The 16,799-nt window shown below is 68.8% G+C and carries 19 protein-coding genes; 13 read left to right on the forward strand and 6 right to left on the reverse strand.

The features are described 5' to 3' along the window. Positions 1–32: 32 nt before the first annotated feature. The 13 genes from CS062_RS10725 to CS062_RS10785 all read left to right on the forward strand — a co-directional run bounded on the left by CS062_RS10725 (position 33) and on the right by CS062_RS10785 (position 9,946). Complete coding sequence (locus CS062_RS10725; protein WP_099861638.1) at positions 33–890, forward strand: FliH/SctL family protein; 858 nt, start codon at positions 33–35, stop codon at positions 888–890. Then, a complete protein-coding gene (gene fliI, locus CS062_RS10730) occupies positions 887–2,311 on the forward strand; it encodes a flagellar protein export ATPase FliI (RefSeq protein ID WP_099861639.1) in 1,425 nt (474 codons plus the stop codon). Before CS062_RS10725 ends, fliI begins: the two co-directional genes overlap by 4 nt. Positions 2,312–2,345: 34 nt before the next feature. After that, positions 2,346–2,816 (forward strand): flagellar export protein FliJ, encoded by a 471-nt coding sequence (gene fliJ / locus CS062_RS10735; RefSeq protein ID WP_099861640.1) that lies wholly within the window; start codon positions 2,346–2,348, stop codon positions 2,814–2,816. Positions 2,817–2,850: 34 nt separating this feature from the next. Further along, entirely contained in the window at positions 2,851–4,320 is a 1,470-nt protein-coding gene (locus tag CS062_RS10740) for a flagellar hook-length control protein FliK (protein ID WP_099861641.1), read from the forward strand. 136 nt (positions 4,321–4,456) lie between these two features. Further along, entirely contained in the window at positions 4,457–5,035 is a 579-nt protein-coding gene (locus tag CS062_RS10745; protein ID WP_099861642.1) for a flagellar basal body-associated FliL family protein, read from the forward strand. 25 nt (positions 5,036–5,060) lie between these two features. Further along, positions 5,061–6,062, forward strand: a complete 1,002-nt coding sequence (gene fliM / locus CS062_RS10750; protein WP_091722333.1) for a flagellar motor switch protein FliM — start codon at positions 5,061–5,063, stop codon at positions 6,060–6,062. Further along, entirely contained in the window at positions 6,055–6,498 is a 444-nt protein-coding gene (fliN, locus tag CS062_RS10755; RefSeq protein ID WP_091722331.1) for a flagellar motor switch protein FliN, read from the forward strand. The genes fliM and fliN overlap by 8 nt, the downstream gene beginning before the upstream one ends. A 162-nt stretch (positions 6,499–6,660) precedes the next feature. After that, positions 6,661–7,026, forward strand: a complete 366-nt coding sequence (locus CS062_RS10760; RefSeq protein WP_099861643.1) for a FliO/MopB family protein — start codon at positions 6,661–6,663, stop codon at positions 7,024–7,026. Between the two features lie 13 nt (positions 7,027–7,039). After that, positions 7,040–7,828 (forward strand): flagellar type III secretion system pore protein FliP, encoded by a 789-nt coding sequence (fliP, locus tag CS062_RS10765; RefSeq protein ID WP_099861644.1) that lies wholly within the window; start codon positions 7,040–7,042, stop codon positions 7,826–7,828. A 29-nt stretch (positions 7,829–7,857) separates the two neighbouring features. Further along, on the forward strand, positions 7,858–8,127 hold the full coding sequence (gene fliQ, locus CS062_RS10770; RefSeq protein ID WP_091722320.1) for a flagellar biosynthesis protein FliQ: 270 nt from the start codon (positions 7,858–7,860) through the stop codon (positions 8,125–8,127). 34 nt (positions 8,128–8,161) lie between these two features. After that, complete coding sequence (gene fliR, locus CS062_RS10775; protein ID WP_099861645.1) at positions 8,162–8,926, forward strand: flagellar biosynthetic protein FliR; 765 nt, start codon at positions 8,162–8,164, stop codon at positions 8,924–8,926. 152 nt (positions 8,927–9,078) lie between these two features. Then, positions 9,079–9,597: a hypothetical protein gene (locus tag CS062_RS10780; protein ID WP_099861646.1), complete on the forward strand. Its 519-nt coding sequence runs from the start codon at positions 9,079–9,081 to the stop codon at positions 9,595–9,597. Continuing rightward, entirely contained in the window at positions 9,581–9,946 is a 366-nt protein-coding gene (locus CS062_RS10785; protein ID WP_099861647.1) for a hypothetical protein, read from the forward strand. Before CS062_RS10780 ends, CS062_RS10785 begins: the two co-directional genes overlap by 17 nt. Positions 9,947–9,999: 53 nt before the next feature. Here CS062_RS10785 and CS062_RS10790 read toward each other — a convergent pair whose 3' ends face one another. The 6 genes from CS062_RS10790 to CS062_RS10815 all read right to left on the reverse strand — a co-directional run bounded on the left by CS062_RS10790 (position 10,000) and on the right by CS062_RS10815 (position 16,571). After that, complete coding sequence (locus CS062_RS10790; RefSeq protein ID WP_099861648.1) at positions 10,000–11,316, reverse strand: ABC transporter permease; 1,317 nt, start codon at positions 11,314–11,316, stop codon at positions 10,000–10,002. 2 nt (positions 11,317–11,318) lie between these two features. Further along, positions 11,319–12,488 (reverse strand): ABC transporter permease, encoded by a 1,170-nt coding sequence (locus CS062_RS10795; RefSeq protein WP_099861649.1) that lies wholly within the window; start codon positions 12,486–12,488, stop codon positions 11,319–11,321. Between the two features lie 34 nt (positions 12,489–12,522). Then, positions 12,523–13,218: an ABC transporter ATP-binding protein gene (locus CS062_RS10800; protein ID WP_099861650.1), complete on the reverse strand. Its 696-nt coding sequence runs from the start codon at positions 13,216–13,218 to the stop codon at positions 12,523–12,525. Between the two features lie 35 nt (positions 13,219–13,253). Beyond that, on the reverse strand, positions 13,254–14,474 hold the full coding sequence (locus CS062_RS10805; protein WP_199174221.1) for an efflux RND transporter periplasmic adaptor subunit: 1,221 nt from the start codon (positions 14,472–14,474) through the stop codon (positions 13,254–13,256). Positions 14,475–14,766: 292 nt separating this feature from the next. Further along, on the reverse strand, positions 14,767–15,414 hold the full coding sequence (locus CS062_RS10810; protein WP_099861652.1) for a response regulator: 648 nt from the start codon (positions 15,412–15,414) through the stop codon (positions 14,767–14,769). Continuing rightward, positions 15,411–16,571 (reverse strand): hybrid sensor histidine kinase/response regulator, encoded by a 1,161-nt coding sequence (locus CS062_RS10815; protein WP_099861653.1) that lies wholly within the window; start codon positions 16,569–16,571, stop codon positions 15,411–15,413. The genes CS062_RS10810 and CS062_RS10815 overlap by 4 nt, the downstream gene beginning before the upstream one ends. Between the last annotated feature and the right edge of the window lie 228 nt (positions 16,572–16,799).

Genomic DNA, 16,799 nt, shown 5'->3' on the forward strand with positions numbered 1-16,799 from the left:
CACGCCCTCGATAGCGACCGACACCCGAACCGATGGTCACCCGCCCGCCCCGCCAGGTCCCGCCGCCGCCCCGCCCCGAGGGCGACGCGCCGCGTGGCAACACCTACAGCCGCATCATTCCGCGCGAGGAGCTGTCCGGCTTCGCCGCCTGGAACCCGGGCACGCTGGACGGCGCCGCGCCGCCGCGCAAGCCGTCCGTCAGCGCGCCCGCGCCGGTCGAGCCGCCGCCGCCCCCGCCGCCGCCCGGTCCGAGCGTCGAGGAACTGATGCAGCAGGCCCGCCAGGCCGGCTACCAGGATGGCTACCGCGACGGCATGGCCGCGCTGGACGCGTTCAAGCAGAGCTTCGCCAAGCAGATCAGCGCGCAGGTCGGGCAGCTGGTGGCCAGCTTCGACCAGGACCTGACCGCGATCGAGCAGGACATGGCCGAGGCGCTGGCCCGCACCGCCGTCGAGCTGGCCCGCCAGGTCGTGCGCAGCGAGCTGTCGACCGCGCCGGAACTCGTGTCCAAGGTCGCGCACGACGCCGTCGAGGCGCTGCTGATCAATGCGCGCCATGTCCGCGTGCGCGTGCATCCGGACGACCTGCCGCTGGTGCTGGACGGCGCCGGCCAGGAACTGCGCGCCCGCGAGGCGCAGGTCATTCCCGATCCCTCCATCGCCCGGGGCGGCGTCAAGGTCGATGCCGACATCTGCAGCGTCGACGCCTCGCTGCCGGCGCGCTGGCAGGCCGCCGTCGGCGCGCTGGGCCAGGCCTCCGTCTGGGAGGACCGCCGCAGCGCCGCCGAGGTGGCCCAGGAATCGCGCCTGGACTTCCGGACCGACCCGACCCCCAGCCAGTACGGCGGCCTGCCGCACGGCTACCAGAACAGCGGGGACCGCGAGCCATGAGCAGCCGCACCGACCGCTGGGCCCAGTATTTCGACGACCTGCAGGCCTTCGCCGGCAACGCCCCCGCGCTGGAGCCGCAGGGCAAGCTGGTGCGCGTGGCCGGCTTGGTGCTGGAGGCCACCGGCGTGAAGGTGCCCGTCGGATCGGTGTGCGAGATCCACATGCCCTCCACCGCCGCGGCGCCGCGCCGGGGCCAGCGACCGGTCACCGCCGAGGTGGTCGGTTTCTCCGGCGACCGGGCCTACCTGATGCCCACCGACGAGATCCAGGGTCTGGCCAGCGGCGCCATGGTGCTGCCGCGCCCCGCCGCCCTTCATGGGCCGGTGCTCGGCGAGGAACGTCATCCCTGGCGCCGCGACGAGGATCGCGGACTGCACTTGCCGATGGGCGACGGGTTGCTGGGACGCGTCGTCGACCCGCAAGGGCACCCGCTGGACCGCGGCGGCCCGCTGGTCGACGTCCGCGATGAACCGATGGTGCGTCGCCCGATCAACGCGATGGACCGGGACCCGGTCCGCCGCCCGCTGGACACCGGCGTGCGCGCGATCAACTCGCTGCTGACCGTCGGCCGTGGCCAGCGCCTGGGCCTGTTCGCCGGCACCGGCGTCGGCAAGTCGGTGCTGCTCGGGATGATGGCCCGCTACACGCAGGCGGACGTCATCGTCGTCGGCCTGATCGGCGAGCGCGGCCGCGAAGTGAAGGAATTCATCGAGGACATCCTGGGCGAGGAAGGCCTGCGCCGCAGCGTCGTCGTCGCCGCGCCGGCCGACGCGCCGCCGCTGCTGCGGATGCAGGGCGCGACCTATGCGACCGCGGTCGCCGAGCATTTCCGCGACCGCGGCCAGCATGTGCTGCTGCTGATGGATTCGCTGACCCGCTACGCGATGGCGCAGCGGGAAATCGCGCTCGCCATCGGCGAACCGCCGGCAACCAAGGGCTATCCGCCCTCTTGTTTCGCCAAATTGCCGCAACTGGTCGAACGCAGCGGCAACGGCCTGGCGGGCGAGGGGTCGATCACCGCCTTCTACACGGTGCTGTCGGAGGGCGATGACCAGCAGGACCCGATCGCCGACGCCGCCCGCGGCATCCTGGACGGCCACATCGTGCTGAGCCGCGAGCTGGCCGAGAGTGGGCACTACCCCGCGATCGACGTCGAACGCTCGATCTCCCGCGTCATGACCAGCGTCGCCGACAAGCGGCATGTCGAACTGGCACGCCGATTCCGGCAATTGCTCGCGAAATACAACAAGGCGCGCGACCTGATCCAGCTCGGCGCCTATCAGCCGGGGCACGATCCGGAACTCGACCTGGCGGTGCGCCTGCATGGCGACATGGACCGATTGCTCCAACAAGACATGCATTCCCCCGCTTCTTTGAACGATTGCCTCAACCAGTTGACCGCCACACTCAACTTTGCGTGATAGCTGCCGACATCCGTGAAGCGAGGTCATCGACATGAGTAGTTCCAACTTGCAGGCCCTGACCGTTCTCCTCGAACGCGCGGAGGCCGAGCGCGATGAAGCGTTGCGTCATCTGCAGGAGGCGCAGGCGCGTGCCAACGCCGCCCGCAACCAGCATGACCAGTTGGCGCAATACCGCACGGACTACCGCAGCCGCTGGTCGCAGGAATTCGCACAGCGGACTACGGTCCAGTTGCTGGGCTGCTATCAGAACTTCGGCCAACGGCTGGATCAGGCGATCGGCCAGCAGAGCGGCATCGCCGACTACGCCGACCAGCGCCTGACCGCCGCCCGCGACACGCTGCGCGAGCGCGAACTGCGGGTCGCCTCGGTCCGCAAGCTGATCGAGCGCCGTCGCGCCGAGACGCTGCGCACCCAGCTGCGCCAGGAACAACGCGCCACCGACGAACAGGCCGCCCGTGCGGCCTCGCGCGGCGGCAACCCGATGTCGCGCCTGGTCGCCTGAGCGCGATCCGGTCGCCGGAACTCCTTTCCCCGTCATGACGCAGATCCAGAACACCCCCGCGATGCCGGGCGGGCTCGGCGCGATGCCGTCCGCCCCCGCCGGCCGCAAGGATGGCGGCTCGGCCGACTTCTCGCGCCTGCTGAACCAGAGCAACCAGCAGTTGCAGCAGCAGTCCGCGCAATCCGCCCGGTCGACCATGGCCCAGTTGCAATCGCAGCAACTGGCAACCCAGCAGGCCCAGTCGCAGCAGCAGGCCCGCCAGCTGGAAGCCCAGCAGCTCGACGCCCGCCAGCAGGCGCAGCGTCAGGACGCGGCGCCCGCACCGAAGCCGGCCGGCCCGCCCGCCCGCTCGCCGGAGAACACGGCGGCGAAGGAAGAGAACAAGCTGGCGGCCCGCAATGCCGCCGCCCGCCAAAGCGCGAACAAGGCCGAGGACGCGAAGGCGCCGGCCCGCGCGAATGCGGCGAATCGCGCCGATGCGTCGGCCGCCGCGGATCAGGCCGATGCGGCCGATGCCAGCGACGCGACGGACGCCACGGCGACCCACGCCGCCGACGCCCCGCGCTCGGAGCGCGTGGAGGGCCAGGACGCCGAAGGCCAGGACCGGAAGGTCGCCAAGGACACCAAGGACAGCGGCGCCGCTTCCGCCGAGCAGATCCTGGCGATGCTGCGCGGCGACGCGCCGGCCGAACCGAAGGCGGCGCGCGGCGTCGCCTCCGGCGACGAGGCCGGCAGCGAGGCCCTGACGGGCGGCGCGCATGGCCACGGCAAGCCGCTCACCACCGGCGACGCGCTGCGCGAGCGCCAGCAGCTCCAGCGCGAGCTGAGCCAGGCCGCGGCCGGCCAGGCGGGCACCGGCGACGGCAAGGACGCGTCGACCCGCACCGAGGCCCTGCAGGCCGCCGCCGGCGGCGCTCATGAGATCGCGATGGCCGATGGCGCCGCCAAGGGCCCGACCCCGAGCTTCGAGGCCTTGCTCGCGGCGGCGCAGCAGGCCGCGCCGGCCGCCGGCACCGCGGGTGCCGACGCTGCGGCGGCGGCCCCGGCCCCCAGCGTGCCGCTGAGCCAGCCGATGGACAGCCCCGACTTCGCGCCGGAACTCTCCGCCAGCGTCAGCCTGCTGATCCAGGACGGCATCCACGAGGCCCAGCTCCAGCTGAACCCGGTCGAGATGGGCCCGGTGTCGATCAACATCCAGCTGGACGGCCAGCAGGCGCAGGTGAATTTCCATGCGCAGCAGGCAGCCACCCGGGAGGTCCTGGAACGCAGCCTGCCCGATCTGGCGGCCGCGCTGCAGGCCCAGGGACTGACCCTGAGCGGTGGCGGGGTGTTCGCCCAGACCTCCTCCCAGGGCGGACAGAATCGCGGTGACGGCAGCCCGGACGGCGCGTCGAACGGCAACGGTCGCCGCGGCGGCCGCGGTGAGGACGACGGCGCCCTCGCCGCCGCCGGCCGGAGCGAACGGCGCACCGCGCCGCGCGGGCTGGTCGACCTGTACGCCTGACGGTCCGCGAGTCTGACCGGAATCCGCCGCCTTTTCGCGCGTTGAGCGCGGGGGCGGCGCTTCACAATGGGAGCCATTGCCGGATCGTCAGGTCCGGTTCCCCGCCAGATCCATTTTTTTCATCATCGGAGCGCCCATGGCCACAGCCGCCGCAGGCAACGACGCCGCCGTCAAGGGTGGCGGCAAGAAGAAGCTGATCATCATCATCGCCATCGTCCTGGTGGTGGTGCTGGTGGGCGTCGCCGCGTTGCTGATGATGAAGAAGAAGTCCCATGCCGAGGACGAGGAAGGCGCCGCCGAGGAAAAGCCCGCGGCCACCGCCCACGTCAAGCCCGGCACGCCGCCGACCTTCGTCCCGCTGGACCCGTTCACCGTGAACCTGGCCGACAAGGAAGTCGACCGCTTCGCGCAGATCGGCATCACGCTGGAGGTGGCCGATCCCAAGTTCGCCGACCAGCTCAAGGCCTACATGCCGGCGATCCGCAACAACGTGCTGATCGTGCTGTCCCACAAGACCTCGGCCGAGCTGCTCAGCGGCGAAGGCAAGGAGAAGCTGGCCCGCGAGATCCGCCGCGAGTCGGTGCGTCCGATGGGCATCGAGCTCGACGACGAGGAAGAGGACGAAGACGCCGCGCCGAAGAAAAAGAAGAAAAAGAAGCGCCCGGTCGAGAGCCCGGTGACGCAGGTGCTTTTCTCCACCTTCATCGTGCAGTGAGCGGACCTCCCGAAGGGATCAGGCGATGAATCAGCAAATCCTGTCGCAAGACGAAGTCGATGCCCTGCTCCAGGGCATCACCGGCGAGAGCCAGAAGCTCGAGGCCGAGGAGGTCCAGACCGGCGGCATCCGCGAGTACAACCTCGCCAGCCAGGAACGGATCGTCCGTGGGCGCATGCCCACGATGGAGATCATCAACGAGCGCTTCGCGCGCAACATCCGCATCGGGCTGTTCAACTTCATCCGCAAGAGCCCGGAAGTCGCCATCGGCGGCATCAAGGTGCAGAAGTACAGCGCCTTCCTGCGCGAGATCGTGGTGCCGACCAACTTCAACATCGTGTCGGTCAAGCCGCTGCGCGGCAGCGGCCTGATCGTCTGCGACCCGACGCTGGTGTTCGCGGTGATCGACTCGCTGTTCGGCGGCATCGGCAAGTTCCACACCCGCATCGAGGGCCGCGACTTCTCCGCCACCGAGCAGCGGGTGATCCTGCGCCTGGTGGAAGTGATCATCCAGGAGTACCTCAAGGCCTGGAAGGGCATCTACCCGCTGGAGCTGGAGTACCAGCGCTCGGAGATGCAGCCGCAGTTCGCCAACATCGCCACGCCCAGCGAGATCGTCGTGTCGACCTCGTTCACGCTGGAGATCGGCGAGACCAGCGGCACGGTGTACTTCTGCATTCCGTACTCGACGCTGGAGCCGATCCGCGACGTGCTGTACAGCACCACGCAGGGCGACTCGAGCGAACCCGACCGCCGCTGGGTCAACCTGCTCAAGCACCAGATCCAGTCGGCCGAGGTCGAACTGGTGGCGGAGCTGGCCAAGGCGCCCGCGACGGTGGAACAGCTGCTGGCCTTCAAGCCGGGCGACTTCATCGAGCTGGACCTGGAGCAGATCATCCAGGCCAAGGTGGACGGCGTGCCGGTGTTCGACTGCCATTACGGCACCTCGAACGGCAAGTATTCGATCAAGATTGAAAAGATGCTGACCGGCCCGGACGCCGGCTGGCTGGGAGCCCGCAATGGCTGACAACACCCCGATGGACGAACAGGACGCGATGGCCGCCGAATGGGCGGCGGCGCTGGCGGAAGCCGGCGGTGGCGGCGGCAGCGAGGTCGCGGCGGAAGTGCAGCCGGTGGCCGAGCAGGTCGCGCCGGCGGCCTTCACCAACTTCGCGCCGACCCCGGGCAACCTGCCGGGCAGCGACATCAACATGATCCTGGACATTCCCGTCCAGCTGACCGTGGAACTGGGCCGCACCCGCATCCCGATCAAGAACATCCTGCAGCTGGCGCAGGGCTCGGTGGTCGAGCTCGACGCGCTGGCCGGCGAGCCGATGGACGTGCTGGTCAACGGCTACCTGATCGCGCAGGGCGAGGTCGTGGTCGTCAACGACAAGTTCGGCATCCGCCTGACCGACATCGTGACGCCTTCGGAACGGATGCGCCGCCTCAGCAAGGCCTGACCCTCCGAAGCTGCTCAAACGAAAGGGCTCGGCGAGCGAGCAGACGGTGTGCTGGCTAGGCGCCGCGCGGAGCCGGACTTCCTGTCCGGCGAGCAGCGGCAACAACGCCAGCGCGCCGTCTGCGACGCTCGCCGGGTCCTTTCGTCGTCATAATTCGCGACCATGAACAATAGCCTCGTCCCGTTGCTCTGGTTCCTGGCCATCCTGGCCTTGATTCCAGTCGTGCTGTGGCTGCTCAAGCGCACGCCGCTGGGCGGTGCCGCATTGGGCGGGCAGTTGCGCACCGTGGCGCAGCTGGTGATCGCGCCGAGCCAGCGCATCGTGATCGTCGAGGTCGGCCAGGACGAGGACCGCCAGTGGCTGGTCCTGGGCATCACCGGCCAGCAGATCCGCACGCTGCATGTGATGCCGCCGCAGGCGGACGCTGGCGCCGCGCTGCAGGCGGCGCAGCCGTCGTTCTCCTCGCTGCTGAAGCGCAACCTCGGCGGCAGGCACGCCGATGGCCCCGGCCCTCACACCTCGACCTGATCGGGCACGGCGCATGACGGTCTCGAACTCCCCTTCCCCGGCACGGCGCAAGTTGCGCGCGCTGGCGCTGCTCGCCGCGCTCGGCGGCCTGGGCGCCGCCGCATGGGCGCAGCAAGGCGGCGGCGCGCCGGCCAGCGTGCCGCTGATCATTGGCCAGGGCGCAGGCGGCAACAGCTACTCGGTGCCGATCCAGACGCTGCTGTTCTTCACCGCGCTGGGCTTCCTGCCCGCGGTGCTGCTGATGATGACCGGCTTCACCCGGATCGTGATCGTGCTGTCGCTGCTGCGCCAGGCCCTGGGCACCCAGGCAGCGCCGCCGAACCAGGTGATCGTCGGGCTGTCGCTGTTCCTGACCTTCTTCGTGATGAGCCCGACGCTGGACCGCGTCTATGCCGAAGCCTGGCAGCCCTATCAGAGCGGCCAGATCGGCTTCGAGGTGGCGCTGGACCGCGCGCAGGTGCCGATGCGGTCCTTCATGCTGAAGCAGACGCGCCAGTCCGATGTCGCGCTGTTCGCGCGGCTCGCCAAGCTCGAGCCGAATATCGCCCCCGAGAACGTGCCCTTCCGCGTGCTGGTCCCCGCCTTCGTCACCAGCGAGTTGAAGTCGGCGTTCCAGATCGCGTTCCTGATCTTCATCCCCTTCCTGGTGATCGACATGATCGTCTCCAGCGTGCTGATGAGCCTGGGGATGATGATGCTGTCGCCGGTGCTGGTGTCGCTGCCCTTCAAGCTGATGCTGTTCGTGCTGGCGGACGGCTGGAACCTGCTGCTGGGCTCGCTGGCGGCCTCGTTCGCGCAATAGCGGCGATCCGAGATCCGGAGGACAAGGACATGGATGCTCAACAGGTCTTCACCATCGGCCAGCAGGGCCTATATGTGCTGCTGATGGTGGCGGCGCCGATCCTGCTGACGGTGCTGGCCGTCGGCGTGCTGGTGTCGGTGTTCCAGGCGGCGACGCAGATCAATGAATCGACGCTGTCCTTCGTGCCGAAGATCGTCGCCGCGGTGCTGGTGCTGGCGATCGCCGGGCCCTGGATGATCACGACGCTGGTCGAATACATCCAGCGCACGCTGCAGAGCATCCCGCAGGCGCTGGGCTGAGGCGCTCGCCGACGCGCGTACTTCGCCGTTCCCGATGATCTCCTTCAGCGAAGCGCAGCTGCTGGCCTGGATCAATCCGATCCTGTGGCCCTTCATTCGCACGCTGGCGCTGTTCGCCGGCATGCCGGTCTTCAGCCAGCGCCAGGTGCCGACGCGGGTGCGCATCGGCCTGGCGCTGTTCATCGCGGTGGCGGCGCAGCCGTCGCTGCCGGCCATGCCGGTGATCCCGCTCGACTCGCTGCCGCAGCTGCTGACGGTGGTGGCGCAGCAGTTGCTGATCGGCCTGGCGATGGGCTTCGCGGTGCGGGTGGTCTTCGCCGCGCTGGAATTCGCCGGGGAGCTGATCGGGCTGCAGATGGGGCTGAACTTCGCCGGCTTCTTCGACCCCTCGACCGGCTCGCAGGGCACGTCCTCGTCGCGATTCCTGGGCTCGATGGTCGCGTTCCTGTTCGTGGCGATCAACGGGCACCTGATGCTGATCAATTCGCTGGTGGAGAGCTTCCAGGCGTTCCCGGTCGGCGAGGAACCGTTCCGCTTCCTGCGCGTGGCGCAGCCCCAGGTATGGGGCGCGGAGATCTTCCGCATGGGCCTGTGGATCGCGCTGCCGCTGATCACGATGCTGATGTTCGTGAACCTGGTGCTGGGCATCATCTCGCGGGTGGCACCGCAGCTGAACGTGTTCTCGGTGGGTTTCCCGCTGACGGTCAGCATCGGCCTGGTCGGGCTGGTGGCGACGCTGCCGCTGATGCATCAGCCGTTCATGGTCGCGCTGGAGCGGATGCTGGCGGCGTTCAATTGATCCGCCCTTCCGGGGCGCCTCCTTCGAGGGCCCCACTTCTTGCTTGTCATCCCCCCGTTTTCGACTTGTCCGAGTCATGACGCACGCCGGGCGTGTTTCGAGAATGGCCGCCTTCTCAACGACTGGCGGATCGATCCGCCCAAGGAAGGCTCATGTTGACCATGCAAGAGCGACCCGTGCCCGCTGAGGCCGGGCCCACCCTGAAGGTGCCGGAAGGTTGCTGGGTGTACGAGGACGACTGGACCCGATGGCCCAGCTCGATCTATGAATGCAATCCCAACGAGTGGCCGTACAACCTCGAGGCGCCGAAGGGCACCCCGACGTTTCACGAGATCATCGGATGGTTCCTCGGACGGCGTCCGCAGATCTCGCCACCGGACCTCTCCGCGCTCCTGTCCGGCATCGAGCAGTGCGCGGCCGACAAGACGCTCACCGCTCAGGTGGAGATGGATCCAGAGTCCGGCGACTATCAGCTGCGACTCGCGCTCTACGCATGCCCGCGGCGCAAAGGTCACCTGCTTGCCCCCATGCTGGAGCAGATCTGGTCCGTCGACGGACTGGGGCCGGTGCGCGACGCGCTCTTTCCCTACGTTCGGCTGGTCGCGGAGGACGGCAACTTTCCACCCCTGCCGGACTCCGAGGAAGGAGCGCCCGATGATCTTTCAGCCTGAAGCCCTTCTGAAGCTCGCCGACGAACTCGCGCTGCGCCCCGACGAGGCCAGTCTGCGGAGCGCAGCGTCTCGCGCCTACTACGCCGTGTTCCTGATCGGCCGGGCCATTGCCAACATTCACTCCCGATCGCCGGATGTGCATGCGAAGACACAGGATCACTTTCACCAGATCGGCTGCAAGTCGATCGCCGATCTGCTGGGAGAACTTCGACAACGGCGCAATGCGGCGGACTATCGCGTCCACCGCCGGTTCACGCGAGAACAGGCGTTCGTCGCATTGGCGGACGCGCATGAAGCACATCGGGCCCTGCAGTCGCTTCCAGCCACCCGGCGACCAGCCCGCCCCTGATGCCCGCCGGGCCAAGCCGGCCGATGCTTCCCAGCACCGACCGGCGCGTCAGGTCACAGCTCGCGCAGCGCCGTCGTCACCGGCACGCTCGCGGCGCGCACCGCCGGGAACAGCCCGCCGATGAAACCGATGGCCAAGGCCCACTTCAGGCCTTCCCACAACAGCTGCCCCGATACCCGCAGCTCGAAGCTCAGCTTCCCGACTGAACCCGCCGCCATCGTCGACGCCGCATGGCCGTTGAACAGCAGGTAGGCAATCCCGCCGCCGATCAATCCGCCCAGCGCCGCCAGCAGCATCGTCTCCAGCATCACCGCCACCACCACCGGCAAGCCGGGGAAGCCGATCGCGCGCAGCGTGGCGATCTCGCGGGCGCGCGTGGCGACCGCCGCGAACATGGTGTTCAGCGCACCAAACACCGCGCCCACCGCCATGATGCTGCCCACCACGATGCCGATGATCCGCAGGATCTTCGTCATCTGCTCCGACTGCTTGGCGAAGAAGGCCAGCGTCGTCGTCGCATCCACCTTCAGCTGCGGATTGGCCTCCAGCGCGGCCTTGAAGTCCTTGAACGCCGCCGCATCGGTCAGCTTCACCGTCACCGAATTGCGGCTCGCGCCGCGGCGGTAGGTCTCGGCCACCACCGGCGCATCGGCCCACAGTTCCGACTCCATCGAGTCGCCCGACGCGAACACGCCGGTCACCGTCCACATCTGGCTGCCCAGCCGCAGTTGCTTGCCCGGTTCCAGGCCCTCGAACTGCCGCGCCGCGCCCTGCCCGACGATCAACTCCTTGAGTCCGGGCTGGAACTTGCGCCCGCTGATGATCTTGACCTGCGGCCGCACCGCGAAGGCTTCGTCGCCCACGCCGCGCATCTGCACGCTGCCTTCTTCGTCCGTCTTGGTGCCCTTGACCGGCAGGTTGGCCGCGACCACCGTCTCGGCCGACACCAGCGGCTCGCCCTTGGCGCTCTTGGCCACGCCCGGCGCCTGCGCGATCTGCGTGATGTCGTCGCGCGACATCACCGACGCCACCTCGGCCGCCGAGGCGCCGCGCAGCACGATCGCCGTGTCCTCGCTGCCGGACTTGCGCAAGGTCTCGGCATAGCCTTCGGCCATCGCCAGCAGCGCCACCAGCACGCCGACGACGCCGGCGATGCCCACGACGATCACCGCCGACGAGCCCAGCCGCTGCGGCAGCGTGCTCACGCCGACGCTGGTCACCGATCGCGCCTGCGCGCCCCGCCGCGTCAGCAGCATCCACAGCGCCAGCAGCACGGCCAGCGCCAGGGCGCCGAACCACGGCAGCATCACCCACGCGGCCAGCACCAAGGCCAGCAGCAGCACCAGTCCCAGGTTCTTCAGGAATTTCATGCTCAGGCCCTCCTCGCCAGCGCGTCGGTGATGTTCAGCCGCATCGCGTTGAGCGCCGGCAACGCGCCGACGATCACCCCGAACAGCACCATGAAGCCCACGCCCATGGCCCAGCTGTTCAGCCCGGCCGCCGGCAGGTTCAAGGAACCGCCGCTGCCCGCGCTGATGATCGGCCCCAGCACGCTGGCCAGTCCCAGGCCGATCACACCGCCGATGACCAGCAGCAGGATGGACTCCGCCAGCACCATCGCCAGCACGCTGTGCCCCGAGAAGCCGATCGTCTTGAGCACCGCGATCTCGCTGGTGCGCTCGCGCACCGCCTGCATCATCGTGTTGCCCGACAGCAGCAGCAGCGTGAAGAACACCGCGCCCATGATCGAGCTGACGATGAGCCCGATGTCGGCGACCTGCTTCATCCACGAGGCCATCGCCGCCTGCTCGGTCTGGGTGCGGGTCTCATGGTCCGAGTTGGCCGAGATCGCGTCGATCGCCTTGGCCACCCGATCCGCCTGATTCGCGTCGGCGACCCGCGTCACATACCAGCCGACCGATCCCTGGTTGTAGGGTGTCGTGTCGTCGAAGTACTTCCAGTTCAGCAGGAACATCTGGTCGTACCAGCCGCCGGACTTCTTGTCCGCCGCGTGGATCAGGCCGACGATCTCGAACTGCCAGTTCTTGCTGCCGTTGCGGTCCGGAAAGATCGTCGACTGCAGCGGGATCTTGTCCCCGACCTTCCAGTTGAAGCGCCTGGCCAGGCCCTCGCCGACCAGCGCGCCGATGCGGGTCGAGGCGAAGGCCTGCTTGGCCTGATCGGTGACGACCATCTCCGGATAGGCGTCCAGGTAATTGGGCGCCACCGCGAAGCTGAAGACCTGGTTGTGCGGGTCCTGGTAGGCGCCGCCGAACCAGTTCGCGTAGGTGACCATCTTGACGCCGTCCACCGCCTGGATGCGCTGGGTCAGCGCCATCGGCAGCGTCTGGATGAAGGACAGCCGCGAGCCGGTCTGCAGCCGCGACGCGCCATTGGCCGACTGGCCGGCCTGGTCGAACGAGGTGCGGACCGCGTCCAGCAGCCCGAACAGCAGGAACGCGGTGATGATGGACACCAGCGTCAGCACCGTCCGCAGCTTGCGCCGGAACAGCGCCGCCCAGATGAGATGAAGGTATTTCATGACGACCCCTTGTCGTTGCCGTGCCGCGGCGGGCTCAGGCCACCGCGTGGGCGACCTGCTCGACCAGCGTGCCCTTGTCCAGGTGCAGCGTCTGGCGCGCACGCTCGGCGGCCTTCGGGTCGTGGGTGACCATCACGATGGTCTTGCCGTGGTCGCGGTTGAGCGCCTGGAGCAGCGCCAGCACGTCCTCGGCGGACTGGCGGTCCAGGTCGCCGGTCGGTTCGTCGCAGACCAGCAGCGTCGGGTCGGACACGATCGCCCGGGCGATCGACACCCGCTGCTGCTGGCCGCCCGACAGCTCGGTCGGCTTGTGGCTGGCGCGGTCCGACAGGCCCACCAGCGCCAGCGCGATCGCGGCGCGCTTCTTGCGCTCCGCCGCCGACAGCTTGGTCAGCAGCAGCGGCAGCTCGACGTTGCGCTGGGCGGACAGGGTGGGCATCAGGTTGTAGAACTGGAACACGAAGCCGACCTTGGCCGCGCGCCACTTGGACAGCTTGGCGGCGCTGAGCTGGTCGATGCGCTCGCCGCCGATGGCGATGCTGCCGCCGCTGGGCTGGTCCAGGCCACCGATCAGGTTCAGCAGCGTCGTCTTGCCGGAGCCCGACGGGCCCATCAACGCCAGGAAGTCGCCCTGGGCGACGTCCAGGTCGATGTGGTGCAGCACCTCCACCTTCTGCTTGCCGCGGGTGTAGACCTTGGACAGGTCACGGATCTCGATCAGGTTGCTCACGGTGACTCCTCGCTTCAACGGTTCATGCACTTCGTTCACTTGGCGGCGGTCAGCTTGATCGCGCCACCATCCCGCAACTGCTCCGGCGGATTCAGCACCAGGGGCTCGCCGGCCTTCAGGCCCTCGAGCACCACCGCCTGATCGCCCACCGGCGTTCCCTGCTTCACCTTGCGCGCCGCGGCCTTCTGGCCGACGACGACGAACACCACGTCCGCGCCGTCCCGCGTCACGACCGCGGACCGCGGCACCAGCACGCCCGGCGGCGGTGCGGCCTGCGCCTGGGTCTTGCCGGCGAGGAAGGAGACCCGCACGCCCATGTCGGGCACGACGCGCTGGTCCTTCTTCTCCAGCGCCACCCGCACCTTGACGGTCGCCTTGCCGCGATCCGCCGACGGCACCACCGCGATCACATGCGCGGGGATGCGCCAGTCGGGATAGGCATCCAGCACCGCCTCGGCCGGCATGTCGGACTTGACCTGGCCGATGTAGGCCTCGTTGACGTCGACGTCGACCTCCAGCGAATCCATGTCGACGATGGTGCCGACCCCGGTGCGGGTGAAGCCGCCGCCGGCGGACAGCGGCGAGACGATCTCGCCCACCTGCGCCGCCTTGGCGGTGATGACGCCGGAGAACGGCGCCTTGACCACCGTGTAGTCGAAGTTGACCTGCGCCTGCGCCGCCTGCGCGGCGGCGGCGTCGGCCTCGCGGCGGCGCGCCTCCAGCTGCGCCGCGGTCGCGGTCACCGCGGTGCGCGCCTGCTCGGCCAGTTGCCGGGTCGTCATGCCGCTCAGGGCCAGCTCGTCCTGGCGCCTGAGGTCGGACTGCGCCTGGACCAGCTGCGCCCGCGTCGCCTCGATGTTGGCCTGGGCGCTCTTGACGTTCGCCCGCGCCATGTCCAGCGCCGCGCGCAGCGCATGGTCCTCGAGCCGGGCCAGCACCTGGCCCTTCTGGACCTTGTCGCCCTCCTCGAACAGCACCTCGGTCAGCGTGCCGGTGATCTGCGTCGAGACGGTGGCCGCGCGCCGCGCCGTCACATAGCCGGTGGCCTGCAGCACCGCGTTGCCCCCCGCCCCGCCGCGCGCCTGCGCGTTCGCGGTCTGGACCTCGGGCACCTGGGACTGCGTCCACCACCACCAGCCGCCAGCGCCCAGCAGCGCCAGCACGATCAGCACCGCCCCCAGGATCCAGACCCAGCGCGGCGGCCCGCCGTCATGGTCCTCTCGCTCGTTGCCCTGGATGCGCAGCTCTTTCAACAATGCGGTATCGATGACGGCCCCCTGTGTTCAATCCGGGGCGCATTCTCCGAGGCGCCCCCGCCTCGTCAAGACTCGCTTGCGATGAATGGCGGCTGGCGGGCGCGAATGTCCCCTGAAGACGACGAACGGGACGCGCCGGTTTCGACGGGTGCGTCCGTCTTGGACTTCGGATCGCCAGGCGCGGGCTCTCCACGGGGCATGGGGGATCCCTCCTGGACCCCCAAGCCCCATGCCGGCCCCACGCTCGCTCGTTGACTTCCCCCTATTTGGGCCACCGGGCGATGCGGGGGGATCAGCTCTCGACCAGTCCGTTGCGGATGGCGTAGACGGTCAGCTCCGAGTTGTTGGACAGCGCCAGCTTCTCCAGGACCCGGGCACGGTAGACGCTGACGGTCTTGGGGCTGAGCATCAGCTCCTCGGCGATGTCGGACAGGCGCTTGCCCGAGGCGATCATCACCAGCGTCTGCAACTCGCGGTCCGACAGCTTCTGGTGGGCCTGCTCCGGCGCCGGCGCCGTCAGGCTCTCGACCAGCATCTGCGCGATCTCCGGCGTCACATACTTGCGACCCTGCGCCACCGTGCGCACCGCCTGCACCAGCAGCTGCGGGTCGCCGCCCTTGTTCACATAGCCGAAGGCGCCCGCGCGCAGCGCGCGGATCGCGTACTGGTCCTCGGGATACATCGACACGATCAGCACCCGCGTCGTGGTGCCCTCGTCCTTGAGCACATGCAGCACGTCCAGGCCGCTGCGGCCCGGCATGTTGATGTCCAGCACCAGCACGTCGCACTGCTTGTCGGCCGGCAGGGTGCGCATCAGGCTTCGCAGCTCGCCGTAGTCGCCGGCCTCGCCGACGACCTCGATGTCGGGCGCGTCGGACAGCGTGTCGCGGATGCCGCGGCGGATCAGCGCGTGGTCGTCGCAGAGGATGACTTTGATCATAGGGCGCCCCAGGAGGAGGGGTCATGGCCGGTACCGACGGAGAGCGGCTCGCCGTCCTCGTCGAACTCGAAGTCGCCGATGACGCCGCGCAGCGGCACCGACAGGATCAGGGCCGTGCCATGGAGGCCGCTGCTGAGGTCGACCCAGCCACCCACCGTGGCGGCGCGCTCGCGCAGGCCGCGGATGCCGAAGCTGCGGGCCTTGCTCAGGTCACCCGGCGCGATCCCGTGGCCGTTGTCCTTGATCTCCAGCGTCAGCACGCCGCCCTCCATGCTCAACTCCACCTCGACCCGGGTCGCGCCGGCATGCTTGGACACATTGGTCAGGGCCTCCTGCGCGCAGCGGTAGGCCACCAGCGGCACGCCGGCCGGCAGCTGGAACTGGTCGCCCACATGCCGCACCGAGGTCGCGATGCCGGTGCGGCGCTCGAAGCGGGCCGCCAGCCACTGCACCGCTGCCAGCAATCCTTGTTCCAGGATCGCCGGACGCAAGTTGTGCATGATGCGCTGGCTCGATTCGATGGCGCTGGTGACCGTCTCCAGCGCCGACTGCACCCGCTGCTGCACGTCCTCGTCCTTGCTGTGGCGGGCGATCCACGCCAGGTCGAACTTCAGCGCCGTCAGCGAGCCCCCCACGTCGTCGTGGATTTCGCGCGCGATCGCCGCCCGCTCCATCTCGACGCTGGTCTGCAGGTGCCCCGCCAGCTCGTGCAACTGCTGCTTGGACTTGAGCAGCTCGCGGTCGGCCTCCTGGCGGGCGAGTTGCGCCTCGCAGGACTCGATCGCATGCAGCAGCGCCGGCGCCAGCCGCGCCAGGTTGTTCTTGAGCAGGTAGTCCGACGCCCCGGTCCGCATCGCCGCAACGGCAGTGTCCTCGCCGATCTCGCCGGACACCAGCACGAACGGGAGCACCAGTTGCCGCTGCTTGATCATGTCCAGCACGACGAGCCCCGAAAACCCCGGCAGGTTGTAATCGGAAATCACCGCATCCCAGGTCCGGTCGAGGGCGGCCTCGATATCAGGCAGCGTGTCCAGCCGCGTGACTTCGAAGCGCAATCCGGCCCGTTGCAACTGGGCCAGGATCAGCTGGTGATCCAGGTCGGAATCCTCGATATGCAGCAGGCGCAGACAGCGCTCGGCCAGGGGGAGAGTCGGCATGGGCGCGAGTATGCCAAGTTTGTCGCGCATCCCTCATCTGCGCAGGAGACCCCTAGGTTTTATTCATCTGGAAACCGTAGAGTCTTGGGTTTACCCTTATCGAGATTTGTCAGCGTCCAGTCGATCAGAGCTAATGGGGCTACTTTGCACGGTTAGTCCCGTCGACAGATGCGTGGCAAAAGCCGAAGATTCTTGCCAGCCGACAAGTCCGGGCGCATGTTTGAGTTG

Origin of the sequence: Roseateles chitinivorans (genome assembly GCF_002761755.1) — a bacterium.
Lineage (GTDB): Bacteria > Pseudomonadota > Gammaproteobacteria > Burkholderiales > Burkholderiaceae_C > Roseateles > Roseateles chitinivorans.